Annotated in this window: 12 protein-coding genes and 2 tRNA genes; 6 read left to right on the forward strand and 8 right to left on the reverse strand. The window is 31.7% G+C overall.

Annotation, left to right across the window (positions count from 1 at the left end; genetic code table 11):
* The first annotated feature begins 8 nt into the window (after positions 1–8).
* The gene (gene mnmL, locus LF845_RS05360) at positions 9–899 is read left to right on the forward strand and encodes a tRNA modification radical SAM protein MnmL/YtqA (RefSeq protein WP_242819975.1); all 891 of its coding nucleotides are present in this window, start codon (positions 9–11) and stop codon (positions 897–899) included.
* Positions 865–2,307 carry a cardiolipin synthase gene (gene cls / locus LF845_RS05365; protein WP_242819976.1) on the forward strand — a complete coding sequence of 481 codons (1,443 nt, stop codon included), beginning with the start codon at positions 865–867 and terminating at the stop codon, positions 2,305–2,307. Before mnmL ends, cls begins: the two co-directional genes overlap by 35 nt.
* Here the strand turns inward: cls and rarD are convergent.
* From rarD to LF845_RS05400, 6 genes are all read right to left on the reverse strand, one after another.
* Entirely contained in the window at positions 2,293–3,189 is an 897-nt protein-coding gene (gene rarD / locus LF845_RS05370; protein WP_242819977.1) for an EamA family transporter RarD, read from the reverse strand. The genes cls and rarD overlap by 15 nt on opposite strands.
* A complete protein-coding gene (locus LF845_RS05375; RefSeq protein ID WP_242819978.1) occupies positions 3,186–6,278 on the reverse strand; it encodes an efflux RND transporter permease subunit in 3,093 nt (1,030 codons plus the stop codon). The genes rarD and LF845_RS05375 overlap by 4 nt, the downstream gene beginning before the upstream one ends.
* The gene (locus LF845_RS05380; protein WP_242819979.1) at positions 6,271–7,467 is read right to left on the reverse strand and encodes an efflux RND transporter periplasmic adaptor subunit; all 1,197 of its coding nucleotides are present in this window, start codon (positions 7,465–7,467) and stop codon (positions 6,271–6,273) included. Before LF845_RS05380 ends, LF845_RS05375 begins: the two co-directional genes overlap by 8 nt.
* The gene (locus LF845_RS05385) at positions 7,457–8,830 is read right to left on the reverse strand and encodes a TolC family protein (protein WP_242819980.1); all 1,374 of its coding nucleotides are present in this window, start codon (positions 8,828–8,830) and stop codon (positions 7,457–7,459) included. The genes LF845_RS05380 and LF845_RS05385 overlap by 11 nt, the downstream gene beginning before the upstream one ends.
* A gap of 135 nt (positions 8,831–8,965) precedes the next feature.
* Positions 8,966–9,466 (reverse strand): rubrerythrin family protein, encoded by a 501-nt coding sequence (locus LF845_RS05395; protein ID WP_423220573.1) that lies wholly within the window; start codon positions 9,464–9,466, stop codon positions 8,966–8,968.
* Between the two features lie 19 nt (positions 9,467–9,485).
* The gene (locus tag LF845_RS05400) at positions 9,486–9,986 is read right to left on the reverse strand and encodes a bacterioferritin (protein WP_242819981.1); all 501 of its coding nucleotides are present in this window, start codon (positions 9,984–9,986) and stop codon (positions 9,486–9,488) included.
* 168 nt (positions 9,987–10,154) lie between these two features.
* Between LF845_RS05400 and LF845_RS05405 the strand changes: the two genes are divergently transcribed.
* Positions 10,155–10,568 carry a Fur family transcriptional regulator gene (locus LF845_RS05405; protein WP_242819982.1) on the forward strand — a complete coding sequence of 138 codons (414 nt, stop codon included), beginning with the start codon at positions 10,155–10,157 and terminating at the stop codon, positions 10,566–10,568.
* Here LF845_RS05405 and LF845_RS05410 read toward each other — a convergent pair.
* Complete coding sequence (locus LF845_RS05410; RefSeq protein WP_242819983.1) at positions 10,565–12,100, reverse strand: EAL domain-containing protein; 1,536 nt, start codon at positions 12,098–12,100, stop codon at positions 10,565–10,567. The two genes, LF845_RS05405 and LF845_RS05410, sit on opposite strands and share 4 nt — an antisense overlap.
* Before the next feature lie 69 nt (positions 12,101–12,169).
* A tRNA-Cys gene (locus tag LF845_RS05415) sits at positions 12,170–12,240 on the reverse strand.
* A 135-nt stretch (positions 12,241–12,375) separates the two neighbouring features.
* Between LF845_RS05415 and LF845_RS05420 the strand changes: the two genes are divergently transcribed.
* From LF845_RS05420 to LF845_RS05430, 3 genes are all read left to right on the forward strand, one after another.
* Positions 12,376–12,448 (forward strand) — tRNA-Gly (locus LF845_RS05420).
* Positions 12,449–12,887: 439 nt separating this feature from the next.
* Positions 12,888–13,952 carry an NADH:flavin oxidoreductase/NADH oxidase gene (locus LF845_RS05425; protein WP_242819984.1) on the forward strand — a complete coding sequence of 355 codons (1,065 nt, stop codon included), beginning with the start codon at positions 12,888–12,890 and terminating at the stop codon, positions 13,950–13,952.
* Between the two features lie 129 nt (positions 13,953–14,081).
* The coding region (locus LF845_RS05430; RefSeq protein ID WP_242819985.1) for a diguanylate cyclase domain-containing protein at positions 14,082–16,421 on the forward strand (2,340 nt) is incomplete at its 3' end.

The following is a 16,421-nucleotide window of genomic DNA, read 5'->3' on the forward strand; positions in this document are numbered from 1 at the left end:
GTTCATGAATGAGATATCATAGTTTAAATAGTTATTACAGAAATAAGTATGGCGGAAAGGTCAGAAAAATTTCAATTGATGCAGGATTTACGTGCCCAAACCGAGATGGATTAAAGGGGGTAGGGGGATGTATTTACTGCGATGTGAGCTCTTTTGTTCACGTCCCTAAAGGTGAAATTGAAAGGCAAGTAAGAATTCAAATTGAAAAATTAAACAATAAAGGGGTGGATAAGTTTACCATTTATTTTCAATCATATTCAAATACTTACGGAAAAATAGAAGATATCGTTTCAAAGATTGATGAAGCTCTTATAGATGACAGAATAGTTGAGGTTGCCATAGGTACGAGACCGGATGTAGTTGAAAACAATAAACTTGAAACAATTAAAGAAAGATATTCAAGATATGACATAGTTTTTGAACTTGGTTTACAATCGATACACAACACTACATTGGAGCTTATAAACAGAGGGCATACCTTTGAAGAGTTTGATGAAGCGGTTGATAGAGTTAAAAGCTTTGGGTTTAAGGTTTGTACACATATAATTTTTGGTTTACCATTTGAAACAAAGGAAATGATGCTTGAAACTGTCAAATATTTATCGGAAAAAAGAGTAGATTTTATCAAATTTCACCATCTCCACGTTTTAAAAGGGACAAAGCTTGAAAGTATGCTTGTTGATGAAAAAATTAAACTTCTTAGTGAAGATGAATATATTGAAATACTTTCAGATTCAATAAAAATTTTGGGCAAGAATATTGTTATTTCAAGACTTGTGGGGGATTCGCCAAAAGAAATTACTTTAGCTCCAAAATGGCCTGTAAGTAAATTAAAGTTTCTAAACAAATTGAATAATTATTTAGATGAAAAAGATATTTATCAGGGTAAAGGGGATTGATTTGCATTACATTCTTACGATATTTCTAGAGTATTTTAGCTTAATATTAACTATTTTTTTGGTACTTGTAGTATTATCTAAAAGGAAAGAGGCAAGGGCTACTTTAGCTTGGGTTATATTAATAATCTTTTTGCCGTATTTTGGAGCAATCCTCTATATAATTTTTGGTAATCCGCGCCTTAAGATGATAGAGCGAAAACTTAAAAGGAAAGCAGACATAAAGTATTCAATTACAAGTGAAGTTACAGATGAATACAAGACCTGCATGATAGGTAATCAGGTGACCAAAATTAATGGAATTAGCCCTTATTTATGCTCAAACTTAGAGTTTTTAAACAGTGCATCAATTAAATATACAAAGCTTGCCGAAGATATTCTTGCGGCAAAAGAATATATTTTGCTTGAGTATTATGTTTTTAGGCAGGATGAGACGGGTAAGTTTTTCTTAAATCTTTTGACAAAAAAGTTAAAAGACGGAGTGAAAGTTTATCTTTTATATGACGGTGTGGGTGCTATAGGGTTGACACTTAAAAGGACATTGAAAAGATTTAAAGAAAATGGTGGAAAAGCAGCAGCATTTTTATCCCCTTTTAATGTTAAGTTTTTTACAAGGGTAAATTTCAGAAACCATCGTAAAGTTGCAATTATTGACGGAAAAATATGTTATTTGGGTGGAATAAATATAGGGAATGAATATATAGGTGACCTGTTGAAAGGTTCAGATTGGATTGATGCCCATATAAGATTTTCGGGGGAAGCTGTTGTGTCTATATTAGAGCTATTTGTTGAGGATTGGTTTTTTACGACAGGGGAGGATATCAGTGACGTTATTAAAAGACCTGAATTAAATATGAAAGGTGACACATCGGTTCATTTGTTGCCTTCAGGTCCTAATGAAGAATTATCAATGATATACAGCTCTTTATTTGCTTTGATTAGTGGTGCGAAAAAAAATATAAATATCTTAACTCCATATCTTGTCCCGGATGAGCCTATACTTGAACTTTTGAAGTTTACTGCCAGAAAAGGGGTGGAAATTAATATCGTTTGTCCGGGGAAAAACAATCATCCTTTCGTAGCAGCAGCCGGTAGGTCTTATTATGAAGATTTACTTAAAAATGGAGTAAATATTTATGAAACATCAAACACAATGCTCCATGCAAAGATTATTACAGTAGATGATAGGATTACACTTATAGGGTCTGCAAATATTGATTACAGAAGTTTTAAGCTAAATTTCGAGCTTAGTGCCCTTATTTACAAAGAGCGATTTACTGAAAATGTTTTAAGATTTATTGATAAATACAAATCTGAGAGTATATTGATATCAACAGAACGTATTAAAAATAAAAGGATACATCTTAAAATATATGAAAGTGTATGTCGTACACTTTCACCTGTTTTGTAAATAATGACTCTTTCTGTATTCAGCTAAAATAGATGTAGATGAGAATAAAGCAACTGCAATCCAAATCAATATAAAAGCGAAAAGATGGTAAATTGAAAATTCTTCTTTAAATATAAAGACCCCTAATAAAAAGTTTATTGTCGGTCCAATATATTGCAGCATACCAACAGTTGAAAGATTTATGTTTCTAACAGCTTGAGCAAATAGAAGAAGAGGGGTAGATGTTACTACTCCGGCACCAATAAGTAAAAATTTATAGTAAGGGCTTAGTATTAAAAAATTATTTGCATTATTACTGGTAAGATAGAGAAAGTATATGCCTGCAGGGATAATCAAAATGATTGTTTCTACCTGAAGCCCCATAATAGGCCCAAGGTTTGAGATTTTCCTTAACCCGCCATAAATAGCAAAACTTAAAGAAAGTGTAATAGCTATCCAGGGGAATCTACCATATCCGAAAGTTAAAATAAGTACACCAAAAGTAGCTGTAACTATAGCGGCAATTTGAACCCTTGTTAGGGTTTCTTTGAAAAATACTTTACCTATCAACACACTTATAAGCGGATTAATATAGTATCCCAAGCTTGATTCAATTACATAATTGTTGTTAACAGCCCAAATGTAAAGTAGCCAATTACCACCTACAAAGAGCCCGCTTAAAATAGAAATTTTTAGGTTTTTAATTTTAAAAGCGTTTAAAAATTCCTTAAATCTTTTTTGAAAGAGGATTATGATGAATAAAAAAATTGTAGACCATATAATTCTATGAGTTAATATTTCAAATGCAGGCACAACCTTTAAAAGTTTCCAATACAGGGGGAGAAAACCCCATATCAAAAACGCTCCTATTGCAGAAAAAAGCCCATTTGTTTTCTTATTCATCTAAAAATTTTCTTAAGAAAATGTTTTATGTCCTCCAGGACAATGTATAGTGAAGGGACAAGGACAAGTGTAATCATTGTGGCAAAAAGGATTCCAAATCCGAGAGATATAGCCATAGGTATTAAAAATCTTGCCTGCCTTGATGTTTCAAAAATCATAGGCATAAGGCCAAAGAAGGTTGTAAGCGTAGTTAGCATAACTGGCCTAAATCTTTGCACACCTGCATCAACTACTGCCCTGTAAGGGTATAGACCTTCTTTTATCTTGTTGTTTGCAAGGTCAATTAATACAAGTGAGTCATTAACGACCACACCTGAGAAAGCTACTATCCCCATTATACTTACAAGGCTTAAGGAATAACCCATTATTATATGCCCTATTACAGCCCCTATTATACCAAATGGTATACTTATCATTATAATCGCCGGCTGAAAATAACTTTTAAAAGGGATTGCAAGCACGACGTAAATACCTAACAGAGCAAAAAGCAATCCTCTAAAAAGTGCGTCAGTGCTTTCTCTCCTGTCGGCCTCTTTACCTTCAAGGCTAAAAGTAAGCCCCTGGTATTTCTCAGATAGTTTTGGAAATATTTTTGTTTTTATTTCTGAGATAATCTCTTGAGCCCTTTTTTGCGGAGTAACATCTGCTGATACAGTTACGACTCTTTTGTTATTAGTCCTGTTAATTGAGGTGTAAGCCCTTGAATATTTAAGATTTGCTATTTCCTTTACAGGTACCTCTTCACCCGTAGGGGTTTTAATAATCATATTTTCAAATATACTAAGATTTTCTCTGTCATTTTTGCTAAGTCGCACCGTAATTTTAAGCTCGTTTCGGCCTCTTTGCTGCGTTATAGCCTCATTTCCGTAATATCTGTTTCTTAGCTCTCTTGCAATATAGTTTGGTGTTATACCGAGCATGTAAGCGAGAGGCTTAAGAGTGATATCTATTTGCTTTTTCCCAAGTGTAAAACCGTCATCAATGTCTGATACGATAGGATATTCATCAAGTGCCTTGGCCAATTCCTTTGCTGCCATATTTAACGTGTCAGTATTTCTGTGACTTAGTTGCACACTCAGTGCAGAGCCGGAGCCCGGGCCACCAAAGTCTGAAGCAAATTTTAAATTTTCAAGCCCAGGGATATCTCCAATTTGCTTTCTTAACTTTTCAACAAGCTCATAAGTGTTTACAGGTCTGACATCAGGTGGAGTAAGCAAAATTTGAACCCAAAAAGTATTATTATTAACATAAGTGAGTGTCCCAGTGGTAAGTTTTTCTCCACCGTTTTCTTTCAATACTTTTGCAGATTTCTTCAAAATATAATCTCTTACTTTTAAAGTATCTTCTACCGGAGCATCAAGTGGAAGTGTGCCACTTATATATGCAAAGTCAGACTCTACCTTAGGAAATAAAGTAAAGCCAAGTCTACCTGTTTTCACATATGTAAGAAATATCAATAGTACGCAAATGCCTAATACTATTGTAAAGTATCTGTATTTTAGTGCTAAAATAACTGAAGGTCTGTATGTCTTGTTGATAAAATTGACAAAACCATTGCTGAATTTTTGTTGGAACTTACTGAAATATTTAAGGAATATATTTTTGGGCTCTTCCTTTTGATGCCCGATATGAGCCGGAAGAATAAAAACGGACTCAATTAGTGATATTGCAAAAACTGTTATTACTACAGCCGGTATATTTACAAATATTTTACCCATTACCCCAGGAATGAAAAACATTGGTAAAAAAGCTATCATATTTGTTAAAACACTAAAAACGACCGGAAAAGCAATCTCTTTTGCCCCTTTAATTGCTGCATCCGTAAAGCTCATGCCGCTTTGCCTGTAGTAATAAATATTTTCACCTACCACTATTGCATCATCCACAACTATACCAAGGGAAATTATGTAAGCAAAAAGGCTTACCATATTCAAACTTACATCAAAGGATGGCAAAAAGAGGAATGAACCTAAAAAAGAAATTGGTATTCCTAATGTAACCCAGAACGCAAGTCGCAATTCCAGAAATAGGGTAAGTAGAATAAATACAAGGGCAAGCCCAAAATAACCGTTTTTTAAAAGAAGATTTATTCTTTGCTTATATATGTCTGATCTGTCATCTGTATAATCTATATAAATCCCTTTTGGGAGCTCTAATTTTAATTTTTCAATAATATTTTTAACCGCATCAGCTACTTGAATAGGGGTTTGTTTGCCTACACGATATACTTTAATACCAATAGCAGGCATACCATTATAGTTTAAAAATATGTCATTTTCGTAAAAGCTATCCTGAATTGTTGCTATATCTTTCAAATAAACTATTGAGCCGTCAGAATTATACTTGATAGGTATATCTTTGAAGTCATCAGCAAAATATTTTTTACCTTTAGACCTTAAAAGGATTTCACCACTTTTTGTTTTTATGCTGCCGGCAGGCACATCCTTTGAATTAGTGGATATGGCTGTTGCAACATCTCCTATATTTAGATTGTATTTTCTGAGAGTTTCAAGGTCTACATCTATTTTTATTTCAAGAGGTTTTTCACCTAAAAGCTCAACCATTGTAATATTTTCGTCTTTTAAAAGTTCATCACGAATTAATTCTGTATAATTTCTAAGAACTTTGTCATCGACATTGCCATATATTATAGGGGTAATTACTCGGCTGCTTCGAGATGGGATTTCAACAATTGGTTTTTCTACATCTTCAGCAAATGTTGTAATCCTGTCTACAGCGTTTTTTACATCTTCATAAACCCTTTGTAGTTGTTTCGTTTCTACTACTTCAATACTTACGGTTGCAGACCCTTCGTTAGCAGTGGAATTAACTTTTTTAATTCCTTCAATATCTTGAATGGCTTCCTCTATTGGCAGTACTACACCCTGTTCCACCTCTTCAGGACTTGCGCCGGGATATACTACGCTAACTCTGACTTCATCAAGCTCAAATTGAGGAAATACCTCCTGTTTTATATTGAAAGTCATCAGAAAACCACCCACTAAAAATACAAGCATTAGTATATTGGCGGCTACAGAATTGTTTGCCATCCATGCGATGGCGCCTTTTACCTGTTTATTGTTATTCATTGCTCAGTTTAACCTCTTCAACCTGCAATCCTTCTATCGCATTATGGATGTTGGTGGTAATAATTTTATCACCGTCATTTAAACCAGCATCGATATATGTGTAGTTTTCGTCAGAGTATAAGATATTTATTTTAACTATTTTAAGCTTCTTATCTTTAAAAATGTAAAGGGTGTTGTTATCCCTAATAAATTCAGATTTTATCCTGTAAACATTTTTAAGAGTAACACCTTTAAATATAACTTTAACCTTATTGTTTACCAAAAGTGGATTTGAGAGATTTTTAAATGGAGAGTCAACCTTCATGAGCACTTTTGATAGAAGCCCGTTTGACTCGGTCTGAGGGAGCAATTTTAAAAATTTTCCTTTAAATGTATAACCGGTTGTATCATTCAGGTTAGTTATTATGACATCTTTTTGTTTTTGATTTTCTATATCGAGAAATTTTAGTTGATAATATGGAATATTTGCCTCAATCCACACCTCATTTTTGTTAAACCCTTTAAGTAGTGCAGATGAAGGTGAAACGTAGGAGCCCAAAGATGTGCCTTTTTCAGTAACAACTATATCAAAAGGTGCGTAAATAGATGTCTTTAAAAGGTTATTTTTAGCTATCATAAGCTCTGCTTCAGCAAGCTCAACAGCCGCTTTAGCTTTTAAAAGCTGTGGCTTCCTAAGTGCTATACTTAAATCTGCAGAGCTGTTGTCAAGAATATTAAGATTTTTTGCAAGTTCAAGCTCTTTTTTTGCAACATCGCTGCTTCCAAGTTCAAGTTTGTAATCAGCCTCAGCCTTTCTTAAACTTGCCTCCGCTTTTATGACTTGATTTTTGTAATCAGTGTCATCAATTTTCGCAATAAGTGTTCCTTTTTTTATTATATTTCCAGGTATTACTGTATCAGACAGATATATTATTTTTCCGCTAATTTCAGGAGTTAGTGTAAGGCTGTCTGAAGCTTTTACTATCCCAAAAGATTCAATTGTAAGAGTAAAGTTGCCTGCAGCAACTTTTTCTGTTTCAACGACTGCTTTCATTTGTTGAGGTGCTTTTTTCTTAGGTTTTGGTTTACTTGTAGTCAGATATCTTACTGCAAGAAAAGTAAGGGCGATGATAACTATTATCAATGCAAAGGCGAGAAGCCTTTCCCACCATTTTTTCTTTGGTAAATAATCCATACTGTTATTTTCCATTTTTTACTCCGGATAAAATATCGTTGAGTGATGTGTCAATCCACTTACCACCTATTGATTTGTAAAAGGTTATTCTATTTTTAATAATATTATATTTTAAGTCTACAAGCTCCTTTCTCTTAGCATATAGCGAAATTTGATCATTTAGGTAGATTGAAAAATCTGTTTCTCCGTTAAGGTATTTTATCCTTTGTTTTTTTAATACCTCATCTATCAGAGATATTTCATTGTTGAGATATTCTAAAGATTCAAAATATTTTTTTTCAGTAATTACAGTATTTGATATTTCGTTATACGCTGTTATAAGAGTATTTTTATAATTAATTACCTTTTCTTCCAATATTTTTTTCGATTTTTCCACTTCAAGCTTTCTTTTACCTGCATCAAAAATAGGAGCAAGCAAGTTTGCCAAAAGGTTTAATGACCAGTTTTCAAAAAGGGTATTGATTTCAGTGGATGAATATGTGAATGATGATGACAGAGTAAGTGAAGGAAATCTGTTTGCTTTAGCAACAGAAACATTCCAAGCTGCTGCTTCTATTTCGTAGTATTTGCTTAAAACATCAGGTCTGTTTAAAGCGATTTCAAAATTAATTTTATCAAAGTTAAAAGACTCAAGCATTATAGTATTTTCTATATCTATTTTTCCTATCTCTTTTCCACCTGTCAAAATTTTAAGTTTGTTTTTATAAAGCTGTTTTGACAGTTGCAGGGAAGAAAGAGAATCTTTTATGTTTTCAATATTTTGTTTTTGCTTTAAGACATCCGTGATTGAAATAGAGCTGTTTTTATATCTTTCTATCAATACTTTTAAGATAGCTTCATTTGCAATTAGCTGCTCTTCTGTAATTTTAATTTTTTCATTAGTTGAAATTATCCCATAATAGTTTTCTGCAATTTGTGATGTGACGGACACAAGTATTGTTTTTAAATTTTCTTTTGATGTTAAAAATGAATATTCTGCACTTTTTTCTGCGGATTTTATTTTATTAAAGAGGTCTATTTCGTAGCTTAATGTTAGACCCAATGAGTAAGAATCCGTAGAGGATTGCCCAGTCTTTTGATTGTCACTTTTGGTAAGCGTAGTACCTGCTGTCAAGTTTAAATTGGGGTATTTTGATGTTGAGCTTTGTCTGTAAGTTATGTTTGCCTGCTCGAGACGCTTTATCCCGGATTGTATGTCAAAATTGTTTTTTACTGCATTTTCAATGATATTGTTTAAAGTATCATCGCTAAACGATTGCCACCAGTTTGTTTCAAGTAATGAGCTGTTATTATTAGGTTTTTGTATATCGATATTAGGTTTGAACGATACACAAGATATAAGAAAAACACTCAAAAGGCCTATTATGATTTTTTTCATTCATTCTCCGCAATTTATTAAACGTCTATTAATCAGGAAAGATTTCATATAATATTAAAAGTTCACAATGTAAAGATAATTGTATTTTGAGTTAATTTGGTTATTAAAAAAGCCCCTAAACAGGGGCTTTTAAAACTAATCTACAGTTACAAACTTTTCCTTGCTTACTCCACAAACAGGACATTTTTCAGGGGCATCACCAACGGCAATATAGCCACATACAGGGCAGAGTAGAATATTATCAGTCTCAATATCTTTACCATTTTTTACTGCTTGAAGTGCCTTTGCGTATAGCTCTGCATGAACTTTTTCGGCCTTCAATGCGAAGTTAAACATAACTTTTGCTTTGTGATTATCTTTTTGTGCTTCATCAAACATAGGGGGATACATTTCAGTATATTCATATGTTTCACCATCGATAGCAGCTTGAAGATTTTCAGCTGTAGAGCCAACCATCTCAAGAGCATTCAGGTGCCCCTCTGCGTGGATTCTCTCAGCTTCAGCAGTTGTTTTAAAGAGTTTGGCAATATTTTTAAAACCTTCTTTTTCCGCCTTTTTTGCAAAGGCTCTGTACTTTTGGTTAGCCTGACTTTCGCCGGCAAAAGCTTCTTTCAAGTTTTCTTTTGTGCTCATAATCTATTCCTCCTTTTTTGCTTTATTCTGCAGGTGTATTTCCCGAACTTGTTATTTTGCTTCTTTCAATTGATTGCAGTGCCAAATAATTGTTGCCAAAATCTTTCAAATTATCTGATTCTGTATCAAATTGGTCAAAATGATTTTCCTCTTCCATGATTATGTCTTCAAAGAGTTTCTTAGTAACTGAATCTCCGTTTTCTGCACATTGTTTAGCAAAATTATTATACATTTCCACCGCTTCTTCTTCTAACATTGTTGCCATTTCAAGCATCTTTGATACATCTGTGACCTTTTCAACATCTTTTGATGCTTTTAGCTCTACTTCCCCTTTTAGAAATAAAATTCTTTCAGCAAATCTTTCAGCATGCATCATTTCTTGAATGGCAATCTGTTTAAACATCTTTGAAAGCAAATCATATCCCCTGTCATCACAGTGAAAATGAAAGTACATATACTGCTGTAACGCTCTTACTTCTTCTTGTAACGCCTGATTTAAAAGTGGTATCGATTTTTTGTGCATAAAATCCTCCTTGTAAAATATTTATCAAATTATAACATAAATGCTATATTTTGTGATAAAGAATAATAGAATGTTTATTTTATTTGTCAATAAAAAATATTAAATAATAAAAATTATTATTTAATATTTTGTGTTGACTTTTTGGATTTTGTGCTTATTTAATCATTTATGAGAAAATTTACATCAAGAAATTTACTTAAAAACAATAAGTTAAAGGTCACCCCTCAAAGAACGTTACTTTTGGATATAATATCAAAGTATGGTCATATTGATACGGATAGTATTGTAACGGAGATTACATCTACCCTTCCATCTGTTTCTGTTGCTACTGTTTATAAAAATTTAAGTACTTTAATTGAAAACGGTATTGTAAAAGAGGTTAATTTCCCTGGAAAAAAGAAAATGTATGAACTAAATATCAATAAACATATACACCTGGTTTGCAGCAAATGTGGAAATATTAGAGATATTGACATGTCTGAATCATTGTTGAAAGAGAAATTTAGAGATATTATCGATGATGAAATAGATGATTTTAATATAAATTTTTATTATACTTGCAAAAGTTGTAAAAAGAGCTAAGTAATTTTGGGAGATGGTTTATAGAAAAAATATCCTTGGGAGTAATCTATACCAATATCAATTACCTTACTAAATATTTCCGCACTTGATACATATTCTGCTATAGTTTTACATCCAAGTGTTTTCCCTATTTCATTTATATTTTTAACAATCTGGAAAGTGTTTTCATCGCAGTGTATGTTTTTTATTATAGAGCCGTCAATTTTTAAAAAATCTATTTTCATAGAAATTAGTTTGCTAAAATTTGAAAATCCGCTTCCAAAATCATCAAGAGAGATTTTGAAACCTAAATCTTTTAACTCAATAATTCTGTCTTCAAGCTCGTAGAAGTCTTCATTTTCAAGAAGTTCAAGGTTTATTTTTTCCGGATTTATACTGTATTCTGAAATTTTTTCTTTAAGAAATGTGATAATGTCAGACCTTAAGTCTTGAGGAGTGATATTTATAGCGACATTTATATTATGATTATTAACTACTTTAAATACTTCATTAATCATTATCATCGTCAAATTAACAATTTCTCCTGATTCGTTGGCTATATCAATAAATTTATCGGGGGTATATATTTTGCCTTTTATTGAAAGTCTCATTAATGCTTCATACTTATCTATTGAATGAGATTTGTTATTAATTATTGGCTGAAAATAAGGGATAAGTTTACAATCATCTTTTTTTTGCATCTGTTTAAAGCTGAATAGCCAGAATCTATTTTCTTGATACCTTTGCTCTATATCCTTAATTTCATTGTAATAGAGAATGTTTCTATTATTTTTTTTGGCTTCAAGCACTGCTATCTCAGCAATTTTAAGCTGTTCAAGAGGATAATTTTCGTCTTTTATATCTAAATCCTCGCAACTTGCAACACCCATTCTTATTTGAACAGGTATATCCAAATTATTGATATTTATTACCTGATCATTTAGTTTGTTAAAGATATTTTCCAGATAAAATTTTGAGTTGAGCTGACAATTAACTCCAATTGAATCGTATATCGCGAAAATATTTCCATAAAGTCTGTAAATTTCCAAAGGTTTACTGATAGTTTTGTTTAAGAGCTTTGTAAACTCTACCATTAGTTTGTCGCCAATGTCATATCCGTAAATTGAATTTACATGCCTCATAGATTTTATATCAATAAGCATTATGACTGTCTTATTGTTTATTCTATCAAGCATATCTCTAATTAATTTATTTTTGTTTGGAAGACCCGTTAGTGCATCATAATTCGCCAAGAATTCGAGCTCATTTTGTTTCTGCTTAATTTCAGTAATATCAAAAACATATATTAAATAAATATTTTCATCTTTTTGGTATCTTCCAATAATTTTATAATATTTGTTGTTTTCTGCAAAAATTTCAAAGTCAAATTTTTCTGAAATATTTCTACAGTTTTCTGAAATATCGCAAAGATTATTCGCATGAGGAAAAATAGTTTTTGCGGCACTGTTTTTATAGATAATGTTTCCATGTGTATCGGAAAGCATTATAGGCTCAGGGTTAGATTCTGGTAATAATTTTAGTTTTTCAAGCATGGGGGAATTGTATAACATAAAGCTCTAAATTTCAAGTAATGCTTAAGTGGCGATGTTAAAGAAAAAGAAAGGCGACGCCCGGAATTGAACCGGGGTAAGCGATTTTGCAGACCGCTGCCTAACCACTCGGCCACGTCGCCATATGTGAGGTTGTATGTATAATTATAAATTTTCAGAAAATCAAGACTTTTTTTGAATAAAATTTTTGAAAGTTTTTTATAAAAAAATGTTGACAAATAAATTCTATTTTTATATATACACATTCCCTGATGAATGCGGGTGTAGCTCAGCTGGTAGAGCGCGACCTTGCCAAGGTTGAGGTCGCCGGTTCGAGTCCGGTCACCCGCTTTTTTTGTGTCTATCATACTACTTCATCCTCTTTCATGTTCCTTTATTTTACAAGCAGTTACAAAGATTTTTTAATTTTTCTCAATTTTATCAATCATTGTTTTTACTCAAAAAAACGAGTAAAAAAAACGAGTAAAAAGCCATATTTGGGGTAATCTTTACTCGTTTTTGAGATAAACAGAATAAAAATGCCTGTCCTTTATATGTCCTTTTTTAATTATAGAGCACACAGAGAATTATAGAGTGTTTTTTGTTTAACACTCTATAAACTTGTATGTTTTTTCGTTTCTATCTTGTGCTGTTTAGCATTGAATACTTAATACTTAATACTTATCACTTAGTACTTGGCGGTAACTTTGAACGTTGAACTTTGAACTTTTTTAAGATAAATTAAGATAAAGTGCCAGGTAACTTATATAATAATTAATGGGAGGTATGGATGGGTGCAAAATTGTTTGAAACAATAAAAATCAGAAATGTTGAGTTTAAAAATAAGGTATTTATGTCCCCTATGTGTCAATATTCAGCTGTTGATGGTATGGTTACTGATTGGCATTTTACACATTATACGTCAAGGGCGATAGGTGGAGTAGGGGCTATTATAGTTGAAGCTACTGCTGTAGAGGATAGAGGTAGAATAAGCCCTTACGATTTAGGACTATATAATGATAATCAGCTTAAGCTATTGACTGAATTGGTTAGACAGGTGAAGAAATATGATTGTAAAATTGGTGTACAGCTGGCTCACGCAGGTAGAAAAGGGTCAAAGGATGCTCCTTGGAAAGGTGACATATTTTTAAGTCATCAAAATGGCGGTTGGCAAGTCATAGCCCCAAGTGCAATCCCTTTTAACAAGCAATCCGATACACCTAAAGAGATGACCAAAACTGATATAGATATTGTTAAACAATCATTTATCAAAGCAGCGGAGAGAGCAGTGGAGGCCGGATTTGATTTTATAGAAATTCATATGGCTCATGGATATTTGCTTCATGAGTTTTTATCTCCAATCACAAATAAAAGGTGCGATGAGTATGGTGGAAGTTTTGAAAATAGGATGAGGCTTCCTTTGGAAATTGTAAAGGGTATAAGAAAAGCGATTGGGAAGAATATCCCATTGTTTGTTAGAATATCTGCTGTTGATTGGTATAACGGTGGGCTTGAGATTGAAGATACAGTTAAGCTATCTAAAATACTTAAAGAAAATGAAGTAGATTTGGTTGATGTGTCAAGTGGTGGTCTGGTTGAGGATGCTGTAATTCCTTTTGATTATGGCTATCAGACACATTTTGCACATAAAATTAAAAGTGAGGCTAACATATTTACTGGGGCTGTAGGGATGATTACTACTGCATCTCAAGCTGAGCATATTTTAACTACTCAGCAAGCAGATATTATTTTACTTGGAAGGGGGTTGTTGGGCAATCCATATTGGGCACTATATGCTGCAAAGGAATTGAAATATGACATCAAGTGGCCAAGTCAGTATTTAAGACATTTCTAATATTTTTATGATATTTAAAATATAGATAAATATGACTAATATTGTCAGAATATAACCTTATGATAAATCAGTACTTTACAAACTATAGTGTTTTTGGTAATATCTTTCAAATTACAATTGGTGAGGCAAATGACTGATTCTTTATTTTGTATCTTTTATAAAAAGATATATCTGGTTGGTAATGATATTAAAGTAGATATTACTAAGACAATATCCAATCTACCGGAAAATATTAAAGATTTGATTTCTAAGAATTCAATAGAGAGTTTTTCTGATTTTTATTACAACTTATTTTATAAAGATAAGGAAAGCTTTAAAAGTAATCTTACTGTAGATAATAAAGATAAGGCTCCGTTAGATTTTTTAGTATATTCTACTGTAATAAATAGGGTAAATAATAAAGTATATTTTGTCGAAGTATATAATGAAAATACACAACATCTCAAAGATGTAATTGGATATTTGGATGAGAGCGATTTGATTAGCTTCGTCATCTACTTTGATGATAAAGTACTGTTTGCTGACAAAGGGTTTGAGGCTCAAACAGGTTATGATTTTGAATATTTAAATAATATTAACTTTTCATCACTTTTTAACGATTACTTTTCAGAGACAGTTAAGGTTTTATCTGAAAAAAGGAAATCAGGGTATAGTTTAAACCATTCTTTTCATTATCTCCCCTTAAAAGTTAAAAACGGCAGTGTCAAATATTTTCATATTCAGGATGTTACAATTAATTATAAAGGGTTAAATGCCGGATGTATGTTTTTTATAGATGTTACAAATGAAACAAATTATAGAGATATTTATAATATTTTATATAAAATCAACAAGGTGGTAAGCAATAGTTTTCTAACATATGAAAGTTTTTTCAAAGCACTTTGTAAAGAAGTTGTTTTGGACAAGAATATATCTTTTGCGTGGGTAGGAAAGCTAAAGAGGAAAAGAATAATACCTTTGGCAAATGAAGGCTATAATGAAGGTTATCTTAAATATTTTTTATCAACGTTAAATAAAGAAGGTTTTGACTCTGGTCCTACTTTTAAATCCATTATGGCAAATACCATAAAATTTAATTCAGATACCAAAAATAACTTATCAATGAGATTATGGCAGAAAGAGATGCTTAAAAGGAATTTTTTATCTTCCTGTGCAATCCCATTTAGTCTGGATAAAGAATATTATATTTTAAACCTATACTCTAATAGAGAATATTTTTTTAATGAAAATATATTAGATGCACTAAAAGTGCTTCAGGAAGTAGTAATTAATAGTCTTAAAAATATAAAAGAGCTAAATTTAAAAAATACATTTTTTAGTGCTATAGAAAATACTTATGATTGGATATTGATTACTGATAAAAATGGTAAAATAGAATATGTCAATAATGCTGTAACAGATATTAGCGGTTATAATAAAAATGAGCTTATCGGCGCTACCCCTGCAATTTTTAAATCAGACATATATGATAAAGAATTTTATAAAAACCTTTGGGATACGGTGCTTTCAGGAAATATTTTTAAAGGGGCGGTAATAAATAAAAGGAAGGATGGTGAGTTTTTTCAAATAGACAATACTATTATGCCTATATTGGAAGATGGCGTAGTCAAAAAATTTGTTTCAATAGCAAAAGATGTATCAAAGGAGGTTTATTTAGAAGAGGAGATACATAAGTTTAAATATCGAGATATTCTTACCGGGCTTCTAAACAGAGAAGGTTTTGTAAAGAAGATAGATAAAGATATCAAGTCGTTAGAGGGTTCAAGAAGTATTTTAGCAGTTATAATAATTGATATATATGAATTTACAACGCTAAATGATATTTATGGTTTTAGCTTTTGTGATCGTCTTTTGCAAAAGATATCCACAATGCTTGAAAATGCTTTTTATAAGTCTGATGCTATTTCAAGGTTAGGTGGCGATAGTTTTGGGCTTTTTATAAACCTTAGCGATCAAAGTGATATATTAAATATACTTAAAAAAATTGAAGACATATTTAATGAAGATATTTTTATTGATGGGAAAAGAGTAAAAGTTAATATAAATACAGGCATATCCTTTCTAAGTGATGAAGTAAACGCTACTAATATGATAACAAGAGCCGAAGTAGCATTGAGTTTATCAAAAAGCGAAAAGGCAAATTCTTTTAAAATTTATAATGATGAAATAAACAAGAGCATATCTGAATATTTTCAAAAAACACAGTTAATAAAAGAATGCATTGAATCAAATTATTTTGTATTTTATTTGCAGCCTATATTTGATGCAAAAACTCATATATTGAAAAGTTTTGAAGCCTTAGTAAGAATAAATCATCCACAAAAAGGGGTAATTTATCCCGGTTATTTTATTGATATAGTTGAAAATAGTGATTTTTTATATAAATTTGAAGAGGTTCTAATTAAAAATATTATAGATTATGAAAGATTTATTTGTAATAAATTGGGCAGATGTGTTGATATAGCAATA

This window comes from Deferrivibrio essentukiensis (assembly GCF_020480685.1).
GTDB lineage: Bacteria > Chrysiogenota > Deferribacteres > Deferribacterales > Deferrivibrionaceae > Deferrivibrio > Deferrivibrio essentukiensis.

What these genes read in the sequence shown, in the direction of transcription:
- LF845_RS05425 (WP_242819984.1), top strand. Translation starts at nt 12,888, where the DNA reads ATGGGTGCAAAATTGTTTGAAACAATAAAAATCAGAAATGTTGAGTTT.
- LF845_RS05375 (WP_242819978.1), bottom strand. Translation starts at nt 6,278, where the DNA reads ATGAATAACAATAAACAGGTAAAAGGCGCCATCGCATGGATGGCAAAC.
- LF845_RS05380 (WP_242819979.1), bottom strand. Translation starts at nt 7,467, where the DNA reads ATGGAAAATAACAGTATGGATTATTTACCAAAGAAAAAATGGTGGGAA.
- LF845_RS05410 (WP_242819983.1), bottom strand. Translation starts at nt 12,100, where the DNA reads ATGCTTGAAAAACTAAAATTATTACCAGAATCTAACCCTGAGCCTATA.
- LF845_RS05400 (WP_242819981.1), bottom strand. Translation starts at nt 9,986, where the DNA reads ATGCACAAAAAATCGATACCACTTTTAAATCAGGCGTTACAAGAAGAA.
- mnmL (WP_242819975.1), top strand. Translation starts at nt 9, where the DNA reads ATGAGATATCATAGTTTAAATAGTTATTACAGAAATAAGTATGGCGGA.
- LF845_RS05385 (WP_242819980.1), bottom strand. Translation starts at nt 8,830, where the DNA reads ATGAAAAAAATCATAATAGGCCTTTTGAGTGTTTTTCTTATATCTTGT.
- cls (WP_242819976.1), top strand. Translation starts at nt 865, where the DNA reads ATGAAAAAGATATTTATCAGGGTAAAGGGGATTGATTTGCATTACATT.
- LF845_RS05405 (WP_242819982.1), top strand. Translation starts at nt 10,155, where the DNA reads ATGAGAAAATTTACATCAAGAAATTTACTTAAAAACAATAAGTTAAAG.
- rarD (WP_242819977.1), bottom strand. Translation starts at nt 3,189, where the DNA reads ATGAATAAGAAAACAAATGGGCTTTTTTCTGCAATAGGAGCGTTTTTG.